Origin of the sequence: Glutamicibacter sp. NPDC127525 (genome assembly GCF_042672105.1) — a bacterium.
Lineage (GTDB): Bacteria > Actinomycetota > Actinomycetes > Actinomycetales > Micrococcaceae > Glutamicibacter.
Genome location: NZ_JBHXVN010000003.1, coordinates 99,111 through 118,509 on the forward strand (window position 1 = coordinate 99,111; position 19,399 = coordinate 118,509).

Annotated in this window: 14 protein-coding genes; 7 read left to right on the forward strand and 7 right to left on the reverse strand. The window is 61.0% G+C overall.

All coding sequences use genetic code 11. From position 1 onward, the window contains the following. Positions 1–322 precede the first annotated feature (322 nt). Both ACFVHU_RS08510 and ACFVHU_RS08515 read right to left on the reverse strand, forming a co-directional pair. Positions 323–1,798: an MFS transporter gene (locus ACFVHU_RS08510; RefSeq protein ID WP_388023928.1), complete on the reverse strand. Its 1,476-nt coding sequence runs from the start codon at positions 1,796–1,798 to the stop codon at positions 323–325. Further along, entirely contained in the window at positions 1,795–2,829 is a 1,035-nt protein-coding gene (locus ACFVHU_RS08515; RefSeq protein ID WP_388023929.1) for an MBL fold metallo-hydrolase, read from the reverse strand. The genes ACFVHU_RS08510 and ACFVHU_RS08515 overlap by 4 nt, the downstream gene beginning before the upstream one ends. Before the next feature lie 227 nt (positions 2,830–3,056). On the opposite strand from ACFVHU_RS08515, the gene ACFVHU_RS08520 reads away from it, so the two are divergent. Together ACFVHU_RS08520 and ACFVHU_RS08525 are read left to right on the forward strand one after the other, a co-directional pair. Continuing rightward, positions 3,057–3,545: a cupin domain-containing protein gene (locus tag ACFVHU_RS08520; RefSeq protein WP_105658208.1), complete on the forward strand. Its 489-nt coding sequence runs from the start codon at positions 3,057–3,059 to the stop codon at positions 3,543–3,545. Between the two features lie 73 nt (positions 3,546–3,618). Then, the gene (locus tag ACFVHU_RS08525) at positions 3,619–4,362 is read left to right on the forward strand and encodes an alpha/beta hydrolase (protein ID WP_332595228.1); all 744 of its coding nucleotides are present in this window, start codon (positions 3,619–3,621) and stop codon (positions 4,360–4,362) included. Here ACFVHU_RS08525 and ACFVHU_RS08530 read toward each other — a convergent pair. Together ACFVHU_RS08530 and ACFVHU_RS08535 are read right to left on the reverse strand one after the other, a co-directional pair. Then, complete coding sequence (locus tag ACFVHU_RS08530) at positions 4,339–5,220, reverse strand: PaaX family transcriptional regulator C-terminal domain-containing protein (protein WP_332502873.1); 882 nt, start codon at positions 5,218–5,220, stop codon at positions 4,339–4,341. The two genes, ACFVHU_RS08525 and ACFVHU_RS08530, sit on opposite strands and share 24 nt — an antisense overlap. A gap of 620 nt (positions 5,221–5,840) precedes the next feature. Then, positions 5,841–8,072, reverse strand: a complete 2,232-nt coding sequence (locus ACFVHU_RS08535) for a polyribonucleotide nucleotidyltransferase (RefSeq protein WP_332731277.1) — start codon at positions 8,070–8,072, stop codon at positions 5,841–5,843. Between the two features lie 558 nt (positions 8,073–8,630). Here ACFVHU_RS08535 and ACFVHU_RS08540 point away from each other — a divergent pair. Next, entirely contained in the window at positions 8,631–9,674 is a 1,044-nt protein-coding gene (locus tag ACFVHU_RS08540) for an NAD(P)-dependent alcohol dehydrogenase (RefSeq protein ID WP_133832979.1), read from the forward strand. A 95-nt stretch (positions 9,675–9,769) separates the two neighbouring features. Here the strand turns inward: ACFVHU_RS08540 and ACFVHU_RS08545 are convergent, their stop codons facing one another. Beyond that, complete coding sequence (locus tag ACFVHU_RS08545; RefSeq protein WP_388023931.1) at positions 9,770–10,372, reverse strand: hypothetical protein; 603 nt, start codon at positions 10,370–10,372, stop codon at positions 9,770–9,772. A gap of 473 nt (positions 10,373–10,845) precedes the next feature. Between ACFVHU_RS08545 and ACFVHU_RS08550 the strand changes: the two genes are divergently transcribed. Beyond that, on the forward strand, positions 10,846–11,157 hold the full coding sequence (locus ACFVHU_RS08550; protein WP_166650648.1) for a DUF1883 domain-containing protein: 312 nt from the start codon (positions 10,846–10,848) through the stop codon (positions 11,155–11,157). A 22-nt stretch (positions 11,158–11,179) separates the two neighbouring features. Here the strand turns inward: ACFVHU_RS08550 and ACFVHU_RS08555 are convergent, their stop codons facing one another. Further along, positions 11,180–12,154 carry an ADP-ribosylglycohydrolase family protein gene (locus ACFVHU_RS08555; protein WP_388023932.1) on the reverse strand — a complete coding sequence of 325 codons (975 nt, stop codon included), beginning with the start codon at positions 12,152–12,154 and terminating at the stop codon, positions 11,180–11,182. An 825-nt stretch (positions 12,155–12,979) separates the two neighbouring features. Further along, complete coding sequence (locus tag ACFVHU_RS08560) at positions 12,980–14,299, reverse strand: YjiH family protein (RefSeq protein ID WP_388023933.1); 1,320 nt, start codon at positions 14,297–14,299, stop codon at positions 12,980–12,982. A 417-nt stretch (positions 14,300–14,716) separates the two neighbouring features. Here ACFVHU_RS08560 and ACFVHU_RS08565 point away from each other — a divergent pair, with 417 nt between their 5' ends. The 3 genes from ACFVHU_RS08565 to ACFVHU_RS08575 are packed head-to-tail and all read left to right on the forward strand — an operon-like array spanning position 14,717 to position 19,331. Next, positions 14,717–15,742, forward strand: a complete 1,026-nt coding sequence (locus ACFVHU_RS08565; protein WP_013348415.1) for a 3-oxoacyl-ACP synthase III — start codon at positions 14,717–14,719, stop codon at positions 15,740–15,742. Next, positions 15,739–18,327 (forward strand): alpha/beta fold hydrolase, encoded by a 2,589-nt coding sequence (locus ACFVHU_RS08570; protein WP_388023935.1) that lies wholly within the window; start codon positions 15,739–15,741, stop codon positions 18,325–18,327. Before ACFVHU_RS08565 ends, ACFVHU_RS08570 begins: the two co-directional genes overlap by 4 nt. Beyond that, positions 18,324–19,331 (forward strand): NAD-dependent epimerase/dehydratase family protein, encoded by a 1,008-nt coding sequence (locus ACFVHU_RS08575; protein WP_332728085.1) that lies wholly within the window; start codon positions 18,324–18,326, stop codon positions 19,329–19,331. The genes ACFVHU_RS08570 and ACFVHU_RS08575 overlap by 4 nt, the downstream gene beginning before the upstream one ends. Positions 19,332–19,399: the final 68 nt, after the last annotated feature.

The window sequence follows — 19,399 nt, forward strand, 5'->3', positions numbered from 1 at the left end:
GGTTTTATCCTTTTCCAGCACCCCCAGGCCTGCCAAGGGTCCGCTTGCCGGCAAGATCGCACTTGCGAAATGCAAGTGCGCTGGCACCGGGGAAACGATGGCCGGGTGGAATGCAAAGGGATTTTCCAAAAGGCGAAACAGCCATGCAGGCATTGCAGCGCATTCCATGAATGCCTGCCCTGAGTGCGGCCATGCTTCCTGCGCCATCACTCCCACCGGCATCCATAGGAGCTAGGCCGCGGATCGCCATGTGCAGCAGAATCCCATCGGCCGTTGCGACTTGGCCGATGGGATCCTGCAGCTCGATCCGGGGCGATCTTGGCTAGCCGGTGAACGTGAAGCTGGTCTGCAGCTTGCGCGCTGTCCGGTCCGGATTGAGCATCAAGACGCAGAAGATGCCAACAACAACCAGGTAGATTCCGATCATCCCGAATGAGGCATTCATGCCCTGAGCCAGCAACTCGGCCATCTCCGCCGAGTCAGCCACGCCCTTAGGGCTGGGAATATAGCCCGCGCTGTCCATCAGGCCACCGACCATTGCGGGAGCGACCACGCCGCCCACCGAAGCCAGTCCAGTGAGCGTGGCCATGAGGGCCGCGCGCTGCCTGGAGCAGACGCTGAAGGCGATTGCCGTGGGAGCCAAGGGATAGATCATTGCCGTACCGGCACCGAGAGTCAGCATCGCCACGGCGGCGTAGCCGGAGAGGAAGGGCAGGATCGAGAAGCAGACCCCGGAAATCAGCAACGTTGCGCCGAACAGGGCGCCCATGGCCCAGCGAACCGTCACGCCGCGCTTCATCAAGTAGCGGGAGCCGAAGCCCAAAACCAGCAGCGCGATAGCGCCGATCACCCAGGGGAAGGTGGAGACCAAACCGATCATTTCCGGTGTCAGGGCAACGACGGATGCCAGATATTTCGGGGACCACGTGGTCAAGAAACCCTGCGCCCAGAAGCAGCCGGCACCTGCGAGCACCGCTGCCACGAACATCCACGAGCCCAGGACTCGTCGAATCGGCACGATTTTCAGCAGATCGGAGGAATCCGCAATGCTCCCCTTGCCCTGCAGGTCGAATTCGGCGACCGGTTCCGGTTTCTGCCCAGCCTGCTGCTGGTCCTCCGCCAACGAGATGGCACCGGCTTTCGCCTGTGCCTTGCCCGCCGTGGAATGGCTGTACGGGCCGTCGCGGCCCAGAAGCAGCCACGCTACGCTCCAGAGCAGCCCGAAGATCCCCAGGAAACCGAAGGCCCAGCGCCAGCCCAGGGCCGGGTTGGCGATGATCCATGCAAGGGCAGGAGCCGCGAGGATCGGCCCCAGGGTTGAACCGGCAGCGATGACGCTGCTGGGCAGCCCACGTTCCTTCGCATTGAACCAGCCGTGGGCATGCTGCAGCGAAATGGGGGTCGCCGGCCCCTCGGCTCCACCCAGCAGGATGCGTGTGACCAGCAGGATTGCCGCGCCTCCGCCGAAGAGCATCGGGAACTGCAGGACTGCCCAGGCAATGCCCATGGTCAGCAAGATCCAGCGGGTGGATACCTTTCCGGCCAGGAAGCCGACAATAACGCCGACAATGGCGAAGAGGAAGAAGAAGGCGCTGCCGATGAAGCCGAACTGACCGGCAGTCAACCCGAGTTCGCGCATGGCGGGATCAGCCACGAGCCCCAGGACAGCTTTGTCGGCGAAGTTCACGATCTGGAAGAGTACCAGCATGCCGGTCACCATCCAGGCGCGCCGGTTCATTTTGCCGTTGGCAATGGCCGCACGCAAGGTGTGGTCCGCGAGATTCTGTGTCGTACTCATACCAAGCTCCCCTTGGAATCGGCCGCGGAGAGTTCCAGCGCCGCCGGGCCGATGCTGAAGACGTCATTGTCCTCGGCGATGGATACATTCCCCGCGAAATCACCGCGTGCGGTCTCCAGCATAGCTTCCAGATCAGCGGCACCGGGGGTGTTGGGAACGATGTGATGCAGCACCAGCGCGCCGACTTCGGCTTTCGCGGCGACCTTGCCCACCTCGCTGTACGGCGTGTGCGATTCACGCAAATGCACTTCGATGCCATCGCGCGTCGGGCCGTCCGGGAATGTCGCCAGGATGCCAGGCAGGTCGATGACCTCATGCAGCAGCAAGTCAGCTCCGCGGGCGAGCCTGATGCAGTTCTCGGAGTAGGCGGTGTCTCCGGAGACAACGACGGAACCGTAGCGCGAGTCGATCCGGTAGGCGAATGCCGGGAAGCATAAGCGGTGGTCGACCAGAATCGCGGAGATCGCCACCAGCTCATCTCGGTAGATCTCAAAGGGCTCCATTTCCGGGTGGCGGTTTTCAACCGCGCAGGCCCCGGATGCCTCGGGGATCTGGATGTTCTGCGACTGGATCCATTCGTGGGGTTCGTCGCGGCCTTCATCGGCCATGCGGATCAACACGTCGGAGGAGAAGACCTTGTCCAGCAGCGCATCGACGATTTCTTCGGTGCTGGTCATTTCCCGCTCGGCGACGCGCGAAGCGATCTGCTGCTCGTGCTCCGGGCCAAGGGCGGGGATGCGATTGGGACGTCCAGGGCCGAAAACTTGGATAGGCCGGGCGAAAGACTCCCCCGGGACCTGCCACCCGGTCACCAGATAGGCGCCGAGATCGTAGATGTGGTCCGAGTGGTGATGGGTCAGCAGCACCGCGCGCAATTCGCCCCATTCGGCATGCGACCGGTAATTGCGGATGCTTCCCATGCCGCAGTCAATCACGTAGGTTGCCCCATCGACCCTAATCGCCGTGCTGGTGCCAGCACGGGAACTGGAAACGATCGGGCCGCCTCCGGTGCCAAGCGTGTAGACGCTCATTCCTTTTACCTGAGTGGTATTCACATTGGTGCCTTACTCGTAGAGTGCAGCAACGGGTCCCTTGGACCGCGATGCGTGAATTGCGAGGGTAGTGAAGAGTCCGGCAGCATAGGCCGAAGTGATAGAAATCATATACACCGAATTTTGCGATCGCAAGACCTATTGCATATCTAATGTGATTCATGCCATGCTGGACGCACCAGCCATCTACCCGTAAAGGAGTCATCATGGAACAGCAGCAAGGCCAAGAAATCATTCTGGGCGATCTGCCCAAGGGCATAACTTTGGCCAGTGAATCAATGGGCAACAAGACGTGGAATGTCCTCGGCCACACCTATCTCTCCAAGGTCGAGAGTTCCAGCAGCTTTGCATGGCTTTCCCTTGATCCCACTGGAACCGGTGTGCCTCCGCACGTGCACCCTAAGCAAGATGAGCACATTTACATAATGGAAGGCACTTACACCCTGTACCTGGACGGCGAATGGTTCAAGGCCGGGCCTGGCGATACCGTCCGCATGCCCATGGGACTTCCTCACGCCTACTACGTCAAGGATGGCGCACCGGGCAAATCGCTCTTTTGGGTAAGCCCTTCGGGACAACTGTCCACGCTCTTCGATGAGCTTCACAACTTGTCTGACCCGGAGGAAGTTGTCCGCCTCTCAGCACTGCGTGACGTGGACTTCCTGCCACCGGGATCCGTACCCGGCGCAGACTAGCATTGGCAGAAATTACTACGTGGCCGGCAGGGTTACTCCTGCCGGCCGCCGCAGGATGGAAGGAAAAAGCGCAGTGCCGCAAAATACGCGAGAGTCCGAGTTGCTCAAGTACGGGGATCATCCCGACCAGCATTTCATCCTGGCGCACCCGTTCAAACAGCCTTCCCTGGGCACTGCGGTCCTGGTCCACGGCGGCTACTGGCGCCAGCGGATCACCGCCAGCGTGATGCAACCGATGGCTGACGATTTGCTGCGCTCTGGCTGGAGCGTGGCCAACGTGGAATACCGGCGCGGTCCGGACCACCCGTGGCCCACCCCATCTTTCGATGTGGCCGCGGCAATCCAGCTCGTGCGCAGCACGTTGCGATACCAGGGCCAATCCGAGGCAGCTATTCTTATCGGACATTCGGTCGGCGGTCAATTGGCGCTGCTGAACTCCAATTTCGCCGATGCCGTGGTAGGCCTCGCTCCAGTCACCGATGCTTCCAAGGTGCATGCAGAATCCCTCGGCGATGGTGCAGCAATGGAATATTTCGGCGATTCTCCGGCCGGGATTCCGGTAATCTACCACGATGCTTCGCCAATCCAGGCCCCACCGCCTTCGGTGCCAACGCTCTTGGTCCACGGGTTCAACGACGACCGGGTACCGCTGGAGCACACGCGGGAATACCTGGATTCCCTGGCCGGACACGTTCTGCCGGAACAAATGATCCACCGGTCGCTGGACCACTTTGAAATCATCGACCCGCAGCAGCATCATTGGCAGGCCGTGCAGACCTGGATGCGGCAGGTACTAGTCGACGCGCGAGCCGAGTAGCCGACTCGCGTATAGCTCCGCATGCGGGGACAACAGCGCGTGCAACGCCAGGAAGGTCTTCTTGGCCTGCGGAGCTTTCCACCCATCAGGCAGGTATTCGAAGGGCAAATTCGGATCCCGATAAGGGAAACGCCGCCAGCGCGTAAGCATCGGAATATAGAAGGCGAAAGCCGCCCGCTCCAGTTCCGAGCGCTGCTCGGCTGACTCGACGGGATCAGCTAGCCGTTGCTGCCACGTTCCTAAGCGTCCGACATACAACTGGAGGAAGTCGGTGTACTGCTGGTCCAGTGCTTCAAGATCCCACCATTGGGCAACCTTGTCCCGGATATCGGCAGGGGACATGTAGTCAGCCTTGAAGAACTCGACGTACTTGGACAATCCTCGCGCATCCAAGCGGACCTTAGCCTGCTCGAATGCCAGATGCGGCCCCACAGCCACTCCTCCGGAGACCATCCCGAACCCTAAGCTAGCCAGCTCGGTGCGCAGTTCGTACCGGCGATTCCGCTCGCTCTCGGGTACGGAAAAAATAGCCAGCACCAAGGAGTCCCCGGAGGTTGAACGCGAAGGAGCAAAGATCCGTTGGTCGTCCTTCCGGAAGCTGTCCATAACCTCGGCGGAGAGCTGGTACTGGGATTCGTTCCCTGCGCGTTCGTTAATGAGCACGCCGCGGCTTTTCAACCGTGAAATGGTGGAGCGGATTGCTTGCGACTTGATTCCCAAGGCATCGAACATCTCGACGATGATAGAAACAGGGAAAGAGCCATTGGCCGGTTCGCCATACAGGCCGTACAGCGTCACCAGCAGATTCTGGTGCTGCAGTTTCGTTCCCCCGATATCCACTGGTTCAACGTCCTTCATTTGCGCTACGGCTACTTTTTCTATTCCTCGTTCCTATCCTAGGTGGCCAGCGATCGAATCAGGGGTATCAGCGCCTTCCCGCCTGCGGCTCTGCGCCTGAGCGAACCGGGACGAGTACACTCTGTACACTAGGACCGCTGGTTCAACTCTCCGCAGTCCATCTGACCCAGATGGTTTTATCTGGTTAAGGTCAGTGCTTGCCTCCGCCCAAAGCCAACGTGGCTGGAAAGCGGCAATGGGGTACAGCACGTGTTGTCCGGCGCTAGCTGCGGCCCGCAAGGTACTGGGTATCAGGCTGGCAGCTAGCGCCTGAGAAACTCCACTGAGGTCGTCCGAAAGGGCAGCGCGGCGCAGTGGAAATGCCTTGCGCACAATTTCTCGCGAGGCACTGCAGATGCTTCTTGAATTGGAAGCGTGAGCCCCCGCGATAGGTTCTCTCCGCCAAGCGGCACCCGCTTTGGAACTTGGAGAAGATCTATGAGAGTTCAATTGGCTGCGTCATCAGGTCATGCCTCCAGGCAGGACCTCCAAAGACTTTGGCAGGAACCTGCTCCCGGGCAAGAATAAGCAAAAACCCCGATTCGCCAAGCGAATCGGGGTTTTCAGCAAGAATCTAAAGACTACTCAGCAGCAACTGCTTCTTCAGCTTCTTCCTCGACGACTGGAGCCAGCGACAGCTTGCCGCGGTCATCAATCTTGGTGATCTCCACCTGCAGCTTCTGGCCAACGCCGACGACGTCTTCGACGTCCTCGACACGCTTGCCATCGTTGATCTTGCGCAACTCGGAGATGTGCAGCAGGCCGTCCTTGCCCGGGGTCAGCGAAACGAACGCACCGAAGGTGGTCAGCTTCACGACGGTACCCAGGTAACGCTCGCCGACCTCAGGAACCTGAGGGTTGGCAATAGCGTTGATGGCCGAGCGGGCAGCTTCAGCGGACTCGCCGTTGGTTGCGCCGATCAGCACGGTGCCGTCATCTTCGATCGAGATGTCAGCGCCGGTGTCTTCCTGGATCTGGTTGATCATCTTGCCCTTAGGGCCGATGACCTCGCCGATCTTGTCCACTGGAATCTTCACGGAGATGATTCGTGGAGCGTTGACGTTCAGTTCATCCGGGGCGTCGATAGCCTGGTTCAGAACGTTCAGGATGTGCAGGCGTGCTTCGCGAGCCTGGGTCAGCGCGGCAGCCAGAACCGATGCCGGAATACCATCCAGCTTGGTGTCCAGCTGGATCGCGGTAACGAACTCGGAGGTACCTGCAACCTTGAAGTCCATGTCGCCCATGGCATCTTCGGCACCGAGGATATCGGTCAGGGCAGCGTAACGGGTTTCGCCGTCTACGGTGTCCGAAACCAGGCCCATGGCGATGCCTGCAACAGCAGCCTTCAGCGGCACGCCAGCGTTCAGCAGCGACAGGGTCGATGCGCAAACCGAGCCCATGGAGGTCGAGCCGTTGGAGCCCAAAGCCTCGGAGACCTGGCGGATTGCGTATGGGAATTCCTCGCGGCTAGGCAGCACTGGAACCAGTGCGCGCTCAGCCAGTGCGCCGTGGCCGATTTCGCGGCGCTTAGGCGAACCAACACGGCCGGTTTCACCGGTCGAGTATGGAGGGAAGTTGTAGTTGTGCATGTAGCGCTTGGTCTTCACCGGCGACAGCGAGTCGATCTGCTGTTCCATCTTCAGCATGTTCAAGGTGGTGACGCCCATGATCTGGGTTTCGCCACGCTCGAAGATTGCCGAACCGTGAACGCGAGGCAGAACCTCGACCTCGGCGGAGAGCTGGCGGATGTCAGCAAGGCCGCGGCCGTCGATGCGGATCTGGTCGGTCAGGATGCGCTGGCGCACGATGTGCTTGGTAACAGCGCCGAATGCCTTGGAGATTTCACCCTCGCGGCCTGCGAAAGCGTTGCCTTCGCCAGCCAGCGATGCAACGATCTCTTCCTTGTATGCGCTGGCAGCGTTGTCGCGCTCCTGCTTGTCAGCGATGGTGTAGATCTCCGTCAGGCGGGTCGAAGCAGCAGCCTCGACAGCGGCGAAGGCATCTTCTTCGTAATCGCGGAAGACTGGGAATTCAACGGTTTCCTTGGCAGCGCGAGCAGCCAGGTCGGCCTGGGCCTCGCACAGGACCTTGATGAATGGCTTCGCAGCCTCAAGGCCCTCAGCGACAACCTCTTCGGTTGGAGCCTGGACGCCGCGTTCCTTGATCAGTTCCCAAGCGTTGTCGGTAGCTTCAGCTTCCACCATCATGATGGCAACGTCGTCGCCAGCGATACGGCCGGCAACAACCATGTTGAAGACAGCGTTCTTCAGCTCGGAGTGGCGTGGGAAGGCAACCCACTGTGCGCCGTTTCCGTCATCAACCAGTGCAACGCGAACGCCGCCGATTGGGCCGGAGAATGGCAGACCCGAAAGCTGGGTGGACATCGACGAAGCGTTGATCGCTACGACGTCGTACAGCTCATCTGGCTCGATGGACAGCACGGTGACGACAACCTGGACCTCGTTGCGCAGGCCCTTGACGAAGGCTGGGCGCAGTGGGCGGTCCATCAGGCGGCAAGCCAGGATGGCTTCGGTCGATGGGCGGCCTTCGCGGCGGAAGAAGCTGCCTGGGATGCGGCCGGCTGCGTACATGCGCTCTTCAACGTCCACGGTCAGTGGGAAGAAGTCGAAGCCTTCGCGTGGGTGCTTGCCAGCGGTAGTTGCCGAGAGCAGTGCGGTCTCGTCATCGATGTAGACCATTGCCGAACCTGCAGCCTGCTTGGCAATGCGGCCGGTTTCGAAGCGAATGGTGCGGGTGCCGTAGCGACCGTTGTCGATCTGTGCTTCGGCGAATTGGATTTCTGGACCCTCCATTAAGGGGGTGCTCCTTTCGATCGCTCCCACGTGGTGGATGAGCGAACCGTGTGGCCCTACCCAGATCTGGTCTTCGATCGAGACCCGCGCTGGGGCGCATATTTGCCCTAGCGAAAGTCACTACCGAGGACCGCGAAACTGGCGGTCGGGACCAACGGTCAGTCAGCCCTGGGAGTTATTTTCTTTCGGGGCCCGCATAGAACATGCAGACCCAGGTACTAGCCTACCGGGAATTGGCAAAAGACGCAGTTCTTGGGCGATAGGCGCGTGCCAGCCACTTGCGTCGCTGCCATTCATCGTTTGAGAGCGGCCTTGCAGCCTGGGCAACCAGCGAAGATCATGCGGCGCTGCTGCCCTGGCTATCCCCGGGCGCAACCAGCACGGTGCGCGTTGATCCTCATTTAGGCAGGGAAAACTGCGGAAGGAAATTTTCTCCAGCCGGGATTATTCATAGCCTGTCGATTGTTGTTCTCCATGGGCTTTGCCCTGACGGACCGCGGCAATCGCCGCAGTCCAGAACATTTCCAGTCGCAACCCGCAAGACAAAGGAAAAACCTGATGGCAACTATGGTCAATGCATACGCAGCGCACTCTGCGACTGATGGACTCATTCCGACGCAGATTGAACGTCGTGCAGTAGGTCCGCACGATGTCTTGATTGATATCAAGTTCTCCGGCATCTGCCACTCCGACATCCACACGGTGCGCGGAGAATGGGGAAACCAGAACTATCCGCTGGTCCCGGGCCACGAAATTGCCGGCATCGTTGCCGAAGTCGGGCCAGAGGTAACCAAGCACAAGGTGGGCGACCGCGTTGGCGTGGGCTGCATGGTCAATTCCTGCATGGAATGCGAGAACTGCCTTGCCGGAGACCAGCAATTCTGCGAGCAGAGTGTTGGTACCTACGGTGCTCGTGACCGTGATGGCAGCATGACCCAAGGTGGCTACGCCACGCATGTCGTGGTTACCGAGAACTTCGCCCTGAACATTCCTGAAGGCATCGACCTGGATGTTGCCGCGCCGCTGCTTTGCGCCGGCATCACCACCTTCTCCCCGCTGAGGCACTGGGGTGCAGGGCCGGGCAAGAAGATTGCCGTCGTGGGACTCGGCGGCCTGGGCCACATGGCGGTCAAGATCGCCAGTGCCATGGGCGCTGAGGTCACCGTTCTGTCGCAGTCGCTGAAGAAGAAGGATGATGGACTGAAGCTGGGCGCAACCGACTACCGGGCCACCAGCGATGAGAACACCTTCAAGGATCTGCAGAAGAAGTTCGACCTGATCATCAACACCGTCAGCGCTTCCATCGACGTCAGTGCCTACCTCGGACTGCTGCGCGTGAACGGCACCATGGTCAACGTTGGTGCTCCGGCAGAACCGTTGCCTGTCAATGCCTTCGCACTGATCGGGGGACGCCGTTCCTTCGCAGGTTCGCAGATCGGCGGCATCGAGGAAACCCAGGAGATGCTGGATTTCTGTGCCCAGCATGGCATTGGCGCAGAGATCGAGGTCATCGGTGCCACGCAGATCAATGAGGCTTACGAGCGCGTGCTGGCATCCGATGTCCGCTACCGCTTCGTAATCGATACCGCGACGTTGGCCTAGTTACCCCAGCTCACTCGGGTCGCAGAGAACGGTGCCGGTCTTGTCCAGCAGTGCAGGACAGATCCGGCGCCGTTTCGCGTCTGGCTAATTAACGTTCATTCGCCCCGGCGCGATCTACGAGTGCCTGCGTTCTCCCGTTGGCTGCCCTGTTCTGGAGCCTCGGCCGCAGTGCCCTGCTCAGACAAATTCCCCTTGATCGCGGCAAGCTCGGATTGGAGTTGCGCCACGGCACCACTGAGGTTCTTCAGTTCCTGCCTGCGGCGGCTGGCAGCCCTGAAAGTCTTGATCATCATGACGATGATCAGCGGAATGGCCGCGAGCAGGGCCCAGCCGCTGCGTTCAAAGAAGTCGAGGGCCACCGGCAGGGCCTGATTGAATTCCCAGAAGGAATTCACTCCCCCGGCAATCGATTCCAATGCAGATTCCACGGGAGCCAGTTGCTTGCCCACAACTGGTATTCCGGAAAGATCAGGGGCATTCACCGGAGGCTCGCCCATGGTCCATCGCGGATCACCTGGCCGCTTAAGGATATAGATCCCGGCACCGGCGCTGGCAGCGGCGAATAAGAGCACCGAGGCCAGGGCGACTGCCACTAGCTGGCGCCGCCGCCATAGCCCCGCCGCCACGGCGAAACCAATGACCAGAATCCAAATCCACATTCGCAGTTGTTCCAGGCCAATGCCCGTCAGTAAATCCATGAACTTTGCCTCATTGCTCTGGGCCGCCATGACCCAAGTTGTGCGTTGCTTCATCCCACTTAGGTACGCTATCGCGAGCAGCGGATTAATTGCCGCCTAGCACGTCAATCCGGTTGAGATCGAATCGTTCGAGTCGTCATATTGCTTCCTTGCCCCGGTATCCGGGACCCAATAGCCGATGGCTTCCGGCTCGTCCAATGCAGCGATCGGCTCATGCCACCTGCCGGCAGCTCGAATGGTAATTGCCACTAGCCCTCTTGCGATCGCGGATCTGGCATCGGTTGAGGTGGCAACGCGACGCACCCCAAAGACCAGAAGGCCTCGTTCTCCAGACTCCTGCAGCTTTGCCGTTGCAAATGCCCGAACCGGTACAGTGCTCTTGCCTTGGGTGCGTTGGCGACACTGGCCTGAATTTGAGTTAATGGGTCTGGGTCCGCTGCTCGGCGGATCACCTGGGATCGAGGAGGCTGGCATTGGCGGAGCCTAATTTTGCTGAACATTATTGGGATTTCATTGAGCGGGGAAGCATCTTGGTAGTGACTCTCAGTGGACCGGCTCATCTGCGGTTGATGGATCCGGAAAATTTCGCGGCATTCCAGGACGGAGAAGAATTCGAAGCATACGGTGGACTGGCACGCCGTGCTCCATACCGAATCAAGGTGCCCCATTCCGGACCCTGGTTTCTAGCGATTGATCTGACTGGCCTCGGTGCGCGTGGGGTGCGCCACGAAGTCAGCATCGTGCTGCCACAGAAGCTGGAAGCTCGACGACCAGCCCGGGACTAGAAGCAAGATCCCGCAGGAGAACTTAGCCCGCGAGCTCACTCGAAATATCGACAAGCTGTTGCATCCTCATTCCGGGCCAACCGTGGACCATATCCACCCACTGCGCCGGAACACTCGAGAACCCGGAAGCTGCGCCAATGAGCGATCCGGCGATGGCTGCCACGGTGTCGGTATCCACGCCTCCGCGAACAGCCGCTTCCAGCACCGGAACCAAGCGAGCGTTCCCGTCTTCCGGTTCGGCGGTGGCGATCGCGCTCCATGCACCTTGGAACGCTTCAACGACCCAACCGTTATTTGTGAAGTCCCGAGGTCGATGGTTTTCGGCCTGGTGGATGCGCTGCTCCCATGCTTGTGCGCGTTCTGGTTCAAGCATCGCAAGACCACTGCGAATATCTAGTGCGCCGGTGCGCACAGCGTGGTGAATGGCTACTGTCCAAAGCCCGCAGGCCTCAGCGGCTTCATCATCAAAATGGGTTAGCTTGCTGATAGCTGCCGCAGCTTCGAATGCGGCAGCAGGCGGTTCAGACAGATAAGCCAGCGCCACGGGCGCTGTGCGCATGAGACTGCCGTTCCCGCCGGAGCGGCCAGTTCTCCGGTGAATCTGTTCAGAACCAGCTAGCGCATCATCAGCGGTCGGCTCGGCTCTTCCGTCAGCAGACGCAACATGCTGGGCGTGGGCAAGGACTGCCCGCGTCTGGTTGCCGACGTCCGGTGCGTTCGTGGCCCATTTGGCCCATTCCCGAACCATGTAGTTGCTCGCGGCACCATCAAGCTTGCCGTTGGAATCCAGCAGGCCCTGGGCAACGACTATGGCCATTGAGGTGTCGTCGGTCCACTCCCCGGGCGCAAAATCGCCCAACCCGCCACCAATCATCGAGATTTTGGCGGATTCGGGCAACGGTGCGTTGAATTCGTAGCCCGCGCCCAGGGCATCTCCGGCAGCCATCCCGGTCAGGACTCCACGAATTCGATCTTTCACCTGTACTGAATGTGCCATTTGCGCCTTTCACAGGGTGGTCGCCAATGCAGAGTAATACTGCTTGGATCCACTGTAACGATGCGCGGCGACAGTAGAGCTACCTGAGCGGCCCCGGTAGCGTTCCCACGGTTGATTTGCGTCCTTGCGTCGTCGCCCGGAATAGCGAACGAGGACATTGATGCAGTCACGATAACCGTTCCGCTTCTACCTGCGATCCCGACTTCGGTAAATAGCTCACCCGGTTGGCTTCGTCGCTGTCCCGGCTTGCTGCAAGCGCGCTCACGGGCATCGCCGAGCGGAGGCAGATCTCCTTGATCTCGATAGGCGTTTGACCCAACTTCTTGCAGTTATGGCCAATGCCTGCAGGAACCAGGTTCCTGCAGGGCATTGGATGTCGCCAGCCTCGGTCGTTGCGCCTAGGCGAATGCAGGCGGTGGCGGAGTCGTGGGGTCAGTTGGGTGCCCCGGCACCGGCTCAGTGGGATCCTGCGGGCCCGGGGGCGGGATCGGCCCATCCGGATGCGAAGGGCTTGGTGGTACGTCCGGCTGCGCCGGGCTTGGCGGAGCATCTGGTGTCGGCGGTTGCGCTGGCGGTTCTGGCTGGTCGGGAATACTCGGATCACCCTGCATCGGAGCACCTGATTCGTGTAAGTGATTCATTGGAACCTGCTTTCCGTCGTATCGGTTCGACCATTCAACGACGGATCGTCTCCGCCTTGCAACGGCATTCAGGAATCGCAAAGCTGCAACAGTGCCGCGACATGGCGTGGTCGCGTCGAATCGGAAAGCATCACTCGGTTCAACCCATTGGTTTCGCAAGCTGCCGTGCGCCAGCGCAGCCGGCCTATAGCAGCATGCGCACGATTGGTGTCGCGATGAGGATGGTCAGGACAACGCGCACGAACCAGATAGCTACCATCTGCGGGATGTTCAGCGGAATCTGCGTCGCCAGGACGCATGGCACCAATGCTGAAAAGAAGATGATTGCAGAGACGCAAACGATGGCGATCACCATGCGCAGCTCGATGGATTCGTGTCCCGCAATGAGGGTTGCGGGAAGGAACATTTCAGCAATGCCGGTAGCCGAAGCCTTGCCAGCCAGCAACGGGTCATCCAGCCCGACGATCCAGGCAAATGGGACAAACAGGTAGCCTAGCCAGTCGAAAACTGGAGTGAAGCGGGCAACCACCAGTCCGAGCAATCCGACAGAGAGAATGGACGGCAAAATTGCCATGGCCATTTTCAGCCCATCCCATACGTTGGCGCCGACATTCTTGAGCAGCGATGGCGCTCGCCGCGAGGCTCCCATGGCTTCGCTCCAGGCAACGCGTGCACGATTGCCCGTGACCAGTTTTTCCTTGTCATGTTCCATGCCCAGATACGTCGTGTCTGGAATCCGGCTCAAAGGCGGAATGCGCACCGAAATGGCGGTCACCGCAAAGGTGACTACCAGCGACAGCCAGAAGTACAGGCTCCAGTGGTCCATCAGGTCCAGTGCCTTGGCAACAATAACCATGAAGCTGGCTGATACCGTGGAAAAACCGGTAGCGATGATGGCAGCTTCGCGACCCGTATAGCGGCCGCCACGGTACATGCGGTCGGTGATCAGCAGGCCCAGCGAGTAGCTTCCCACGAAGGACGCCACGGCATCCACGGCCGAACGTCCTGGGGTGCGCCAAATTGGTCGCATGACCGGTTGGCAGAAGACACCAAGGAACTCCATCAGCCCGTAGCCAACTAGCAAGGCCAAGAAGATGGCACCTACTGGAACGATCAAGCCAACGGGAATGACCAATTTGTCCAGCAGAAAAGGACCCATGTCCGGATCGCTGAGCCATGCCGGGGCAAAGTTGAAGAGCAGCGAGCAGCCGACAGCCAGCCCGAAGATGTTCAGGAATGCGAATATGCCACGTACCTTGGATGCCTTCCATCCTCCGGTAATGAAGGGAATAACTGTCCCGCAGATGAGCATCAGCAAGATAATGTACGGAACGACCGGTGCCGCGGCAGTTTGAATCCACGTCACCAAGTGATCCAGCGGGATGGTGCTCTTGCCGTTGATGGTGATGGGGAGGAAGAAGAACAAGATACCGGTAAGGCTATAGATCACGAATCGCAGAACGACCGGAAACGTGCTTTGCGTTTCAACGCTTGAAGTTGTCATTGGATACCGCCTTGTCGATGAGGGCGAGGGCATTAGCGTGATTTGATGCGATATCCATATAACGCGACTCGGGCCCAGCAATGTGACGGGGATCGCTTTTCTTGTCCGGAGTTTCAGACTTCGCGCAGATGAGTGTTACTGCGCGCTTCCTGTGGCTGCGCAGATGAAAGCAGGCCCACAGAACGATCGCCCCCACTTGCCGTGATTCTCATAGGACTAGTCTGTAGGATCGATATAGTCTGCATAGGTACTAATTCCAGCTTTCGGCTGAAAACACGCGCTCAAATAGGTCTTGGCGTCATGCAGGGAATAACCTAGGGAGAACACATACGCAACCGATGGCGCACACCCATCGGCCACGACGTTTCAATGCAGCACGCAGCACATAGATAGTCCAGCAGAAACGAAGGCACCATTTTGAACGGCAATGCCACCTTTAAGCACCACAACGTTGCGCTTTTATCAGTGAACAGCGTCCTCGCACCCGAGGTGGTGAGCTCTGCAGAATTCGACGAGCGCCTTGCTCCTAGCCTGAAACGCCTTCGCCTGTCCAAGAAGCTTCTGGAACGAGTTTCCGGGGTCAAGGAACGCCGCTGGTGGTCCGATGGCGTTGAATTCGACGACGCTGCAATTCTTGCCGGCAAGAAGGCGCTGGCCCAGGCCGGTGTCGATGCCAGCGAAATCGGCCTGCTGATCAACACTTCGGTCACCCGCCGCAACTTGGAGCCGTCGGTGGCCTCCAAGGTGCACAACGGCTTGGGCTTGCCATCCTCCGCCATGAATTTCGACGTGGCCAACGCCTGCCTCGGCTTCGTCAACGGCATGAGCCTGGCAGCGAACATGATCGACTCCGGCCAGATCAAGTACGCCCTGATTGTTGCGGGCGAAGACGCCAAGCCAACCCAGGAAACCACTTTCCAGCGGCTGAACGCTGAAACTTCCACGCGCGATGACTACATGCGTGAATTCGCCACGCTGACCCTGGGTTCCGGCGCCGCCGCTGCGGTCATTGGCCCCGCGGATGCGCACCCGGAAGCGCACCGCATCGTCGGCGGCGTATCGCGTGCCGGCACCGAGCACCACGAGCTGTGTGTCGGCGGACCCTCGGGCATGTACACGGACACGAAGGGCTTGCTGGATAACGGCCTCGAACTGGTCGTGGATGCCTGGGATGAAGCCCACCAATCCGGATGGAACTGGAAGTCCATGGACCGCTACGTGACCCATCAGGTTTCCAAGTCCTACACCAATGCCATTATCAAGGCCGTCGGCCTGGTCAAGGACCGCGTGCCAATCACTTTCTCCAAGTGGGGCAACGTCGGACCCGCTTCCCTGCCCATGACCTTGTCCCAAGAAGCCGACTCGCTGAAGAAGGGCGACCGGGTGCTGTGCATGGGTGTGGGTTCCGGCCTGAACACCGCGATGATGGAGATTGCCTGGTGACCGAGCTTTTCCCCGGTGTAGATGCCATTTATTCGAAGTATCTGGAAGTACCGTCCACTTCGCAGGTGGACACCCCGGGCACTAGGCACCGGTGGCACGTCCTGGATAACAACGACGAACTGCAGCAACGCGGAATTGAGCCGGCCGGCACCTTGCTCTGCGTGCACGGCAACCCCACCTGGTCCTACCTCTGGCGCAGCCTGCTGAACCACGTGTCCGAGCACGGGCTGCCGTGGCGAGTGGTGGCAGTGGACCAGCTGGACATGGGCTTCTCCGAGCGCAGCGGCAAGTTCCGCCGCCTGGCCGACCGCGTCAACGATCTCGGTGATCTGACTGGCGCGTTGGGGCTAACCGGCAAAATCACCACCGTGGGCCATGACTGGGGCGGCATCATCTCCCTGGGCTGGGCCGTTTCCCACCCGGACCAGCTGGAGAACGTGGTGTTGACCAACACCGCAATCCACCCTGCAGGCTTCGAGCTTCCCGCCGCGCTGAAACTCGCGTCCCATCCCGCGGTGCACGGTTGGGGCACCAAGACTTCCCCTGCCTTCTTGCAGGTAACCCACTCGTTGGCGCAGCCGGCCTTGGCCCCGGATATCCGCAAGGCCTTCATGGCCCCGTACACCAACGCTGAAAAGCGCGAGGGCGTAGCCAACTTTGTCGCCGATATCCCGTTCTCCCAGGATCACCCAAGTCGTCCGGCCTTGGACGAGATCTCGGAAGCAGTGCGCTCCTTGAAGGTCCCGGCCCTGATGCTCTGGGGACCCAAGGACCCGGTCTTCTCCGACCGCTACCTGCGCGATTTGATGTCGCGCCTGCCCCACGCTCAGGTTCACCGCTTTGAAGGCTCCAGCCATTTGGTGGGCGAAGACAACGATATTGCCACCCCGATCTTCCAGTGGCTTGCCGGCGAGAAGAGTTCCAAGAACACCTCGCGTGCCCAATCCCTGGGCGAATACCGTCCGATGCTTGCCGAACTCGATTCGCGCACCGAGGACCAATCGGCCGCGGTGGTGGACATCAATCCTGCGCGATCGCTGTCCTGGGCCGAACTCGGCCAGCGCGTGAATGCCCTGGCCGCAGGGTTGCGGCAGATCGGAGTGGAGGCCGGCGACCGGGTGAACCTGCTGGTTCCACCGGGAATTGAACTGACCACCCTGATCTACGCCTGCCTGCGTCTGGGGGCGGTCATTGTGGTGGCCGATGCCGGCCTTGGCACCAAGGGCATGGGCCGAGCCATCAAGGGTGCTGGCCCGAGCTACCTGATTGGCATCGACCGTGCGCTCACCGGTGCGCGGCTGTTCGGCTGGCCGGGAACCAGGATTGCCGCTGGAGACCTGCCTGCTGCGAAGCGCAAGCTGCTGGGGGTAGCCCATACCCTGCCCGAGCTCTATGAAGCCGGCAGCCAGGCCGCTTCCGGGTCCCGGGTTTTCGAGCCATCCGATCCGGATGCCGATGCGGCGGTCCTGTTCACCTCCGGCTCCACCGGTCCGGCCAAGGGAGTGGTGTACACGCATCGCGAACTGGCCGCCATGCGCGATACCCTGCGTGAAACATACAACCTCAAGGCCGGCTCTGCGCTGGTGGCAGGCTTCGCGCCGTTCGCGCTGCTGGGCCCTGCTTTGGGTGCCACCTCGGTCACCCCGGACATGGACGTCACCGCACCGCGGACCTTGACTGCCGCCGCGTTGGCAGATGCCGCCCTCGCAGTGGATGCAACCACCGTCTTCGCCTCCCCCGCCGCGCTGGCTAATGTCCTGAAAACCCAGGATGCGCTGAACCAGGCTCAGCGGGAAACCTTGGAAGGCGTCTCGCTGATGCTGTCCGCCGGCGCCCCGATTCCCGAGCATCTGCTGGCCAAGGTGCAGGATCTGGTTCCCAATGCCCGGGTCCACACCCCGTACGGCATGACCGAGGCCTTGCCGGTCACCGATATCGACTTGGCCGGCATCCGCGCTGCCGGAGCGGGCAATGGCGTGTGCGTGGGCACCGCTGTCGCCGGAGCCACCGTTGCCATCGCACCGATTGACGCCCTGGGCTTGGCCGGAGACAAGCCGGAATACACCCCGAATGCCACCGGCGAAATCCTGGTCCGCGCCCCGCATGTCAAGGACCGCTACGACCGGCTGTGGATCACCGAACAGCTCAGCGTCTCCATCCCCGGCTGGCATCGCACCGGCGATGTCGGGCACCTGGATGAGGCCGGACGCCTGTGGGTCGAAGGACGCCTTGGCCACGTGCTGCGCACCGCCAAGGGCGCGATTACCCCGGTAGCCGCCGAACATGCTGTCGAGTCGGTTGCTGGCGCTGGCCGTGCCGCGCTGGTCGGCGTGGGACCTGACGGAACCCAGGCCGCGGTGGTCGTCATGGAAACGGTGCCCGCGGCCCGCAAATCCGGTCCGGCCGCCAGCGATCTGGCCCGCCAGGTTCGCGCCGCGGTCGCGGCCACCGGCACCGAGGTGGCAGCGGTCCTGGTAGTCCCAAGCCTGCCCACCGATATCCGGCACAACTCCAAGATTGACCGGGCCGCGCTCGCCCACTGGGCTGCCGCGACCCTCGCAGGTGGAAGGATCCGCAATCCGTGAGCCCATCGAAAAATGAAGACGCTGCCCGTCGCGTTCTGGTCACCGGAGCCAGCGGCATGCTGGGTGGCGCTGTAGCCCAGCTATTGCGCGACAAGGGCCACCATGTGCGCACCTTCCAGCGCGGCAGCTCGGCATCAGCCACTGATGAAGTCCGCGGCTCGCTCACGGATCCGCAGGCTGTCGCCGCGGCCGTGGAGTCCATGGACGCGGTCATCCACCTGGCAGCCAAGGTCTCCTTCACCGGTGCATGGGAAGACTTCGCCGCCACCAATATCGCGGGAACCAGCAATCTGCTCGAAGCATCCAAGCGCGCAGGAATCAAGGATTTCGTGTTCGTCTCTTCCCCTTCCGTGGCGCACTTCGGCGATTCGCTGGCGGGCGCCGGTGCTGGCGAGGCCGATCCGGCCAAGGCGCATGGATTCTATGCACGCTCCAAGGCAGCGGCCGAGCTCAATGCCCTGGGCGCCGATTCGCCAGCACTTCGCGTCACCGCCATCCGCCCGCACGTTGTGTGGGGGCCCGGCGATACCCAGCTGGTGGAACGCGTCATCCAGCGGGCCAAGGCCGGACGGCTGCCCCTGCTGGACCAGGGCGCAGCGCTGATCGACACCACCTATATCGACAATGCCGCTGCGGCGATTGTCCGCGGCCTGGAACGCATGGACCACGCCCACGGGCGAGCCCTGGTGGTCACCAATGGCGAACCTCGGCCGGTGGGCGAGCTGATCGCCGGCATCTGCAAGGCGGGCGGCGCCCCGGCTCCGAAGCTCAACGTTCCGGGCTGGCTGGCCCGTGCGGCCGGTTCGGTGATCGAGAAGTTGTGGTTGGCAGCCGGTTCGCGCAACTTGGTTCATGATGAGCCGCCGATGACCCGTTTCCTGGCCGAGCAGCTGTCTACCGCGCATTGGTTCGACCAGCGCGAAACCCATGAAGTCCTGGACTGGAAACCTGCGGTAGGCATTGACGAGGGCCTGGAGAAGCTGGCGGATCACTACCAGAACTAGTTGGCCGGGAAGGCAGCCGCCGTTTTTGGAGCGCGCGCAGTTGCCTTGGCAGCAGTCCGTGCGTCTTG

Bases quoted from the DNA above. Each gene is read 5' to 3' on its own strand.
- ACFVHU_RS08510 (WP_388023928.1), bottom strand. From the start codon at position 1,798: ATGAGTACGACACAGAATCTCGCGGACCACACCTTGCGTGCGGCCATT.
- ACFVHU_RS08515 (WP_388023929.1), bottom strand. From the start codon at position 2,829: ATGAGCGTCTACACGCTTGGCACCGGAGGCGGCCCGATCGTTTCCAGT.
- ACFVHU_RS08520 (WP_105658208.1), top strand. From the start codon at position 3,057: ATGGAACAGCAGCAAGGCCAAGAAATCATTCTGGGCGATCTGCCCAAG.
- ACFVHU_RS08530 (WP_332502873.1), bottom strand. From the start codon at position 5,220: ATGAAGGACGTTGAACCAGTGGATATCGGGGGAACGAAACTGCAGCAC.
- ACFVHU_RS08535 (WP_332731277.1), bottom strand. From the start codon at position 8,072: ATGGAGGGTCCAGAAATCCAATTCGCCGAAGCACAGATCGACAACGGT.
- ACFVHU_RS08540 (WP_133832979.1), top strand. From the start codon at position 8,631: ATGGCAACTATGGTCAATGCATACGCAGCGCACTCTGCGACTGATGGA.
- ACFVHU_RS08545 (WP_388023931.1), bottom strand. From the start codon at position 10,372: ATGGATTTACTGACGGGCATTGGCCTGGAACAACTGCGAATGTGGATT.
- ACFVHU_RS08555 (WP_388023932.1), bottom strand. From the start codon at position 12,154: ATGGCACATTCAGTACAGGTGAAAGATCGAATTCGTGGAGTCCTGACC.
- ACFVHU_RS08560 (WP_388023933.1), bottom strand. From the start codon at position 14,299: ATGACAACTTCAAGCGTTGAAACGCAAAGCACGTTTCCGGTCGTTCTG.